General features: G+C 72.3%; 1 protein-coding gene. It reads left to right on the forward strand.

Going from position 1 to position 786, the window contains the following annotated elements; translation table 11 throughout:
• Positions 1 to 786: replication-relaxation family protein (locus E2651_RS43500; protein ID WP_135336763.1), on the forward strand; the 786-nt coding region annotated here is incomplete at both ends.

The following is a 786-nucleotide window of genomic DNA, read 5'->3' on the forward strand; positions in this document are numbered from 1 at the left end:
GCCCAGCCCAACCGGGCCCGCACCGACCTGGCTCAGCTGTCCGCCCGGCTCACCGCCCGCGACGTATGGCTGACCGAGATGCTCCACGAGCACAAGGTGCTCACCTCCCACCACATCTCTGCCCTCGCTTTCACTGGCCACCGCACGGCAAACCGCCGCCTGCGCGAGCTGTACTTCATGGGCATCGTCGACTCCTTCCGCCCCCTGCGCACCCGCGGCTCCGCCCCCGAGCACTACACCCTCGGCAAGACGGGAGCCGAACTCCTGGCCGCCCGCGCCGGCACCGACCTGGCCGCCACCGGCTGGCGCAAGGACACCTGCGCCCGCATCGCCTTCTCCCCCACCCTGGACCACACCCTCGGCGTCAACACCCTCCTGACCCAACTCGCCGCCACCGGCCACCTACCGGTGTGGCTGGCCGAGCGCTCATCCACCCGCCTCTGGGGCGACTGGATCCGCCCCGACGCCTACGCCCACTACGGCGGCGGCAGCCAACTCCTGCCGTTCTTCGTGGAGTACGACACCGGCAGCGAGAACCTCGCCCGCGTCGAGGCGAAACTTCCCGGCTATGCCGCCCTGGCCTCCACCACCGGCACCCGCACCCCGGTCCTCATCCACACCCGCAGCGCCCGCCGCGAAGCCGCCCTGCGCCACCGCCTCGCCGACAGCGCCGACCAACTCGGCCTCCTCCTCGCCACGGGAAATGCTCAGCTCTCCGACCCCGCCGGCCCGGCCTGGCTCCCCCTCAGCAACGCCACCGCCCCATCCGCACGACTCCACCTCACC

The organism is Streptomyces sp. MZ04 (genome assembly GCF_004684775.1).
In the GTDB taxonomy this organism is placed as follows: Bacteria; Actinomycetota; Actinomycetes; order Streptomycetales; family Streptomycetaceae; genus Streptomyces.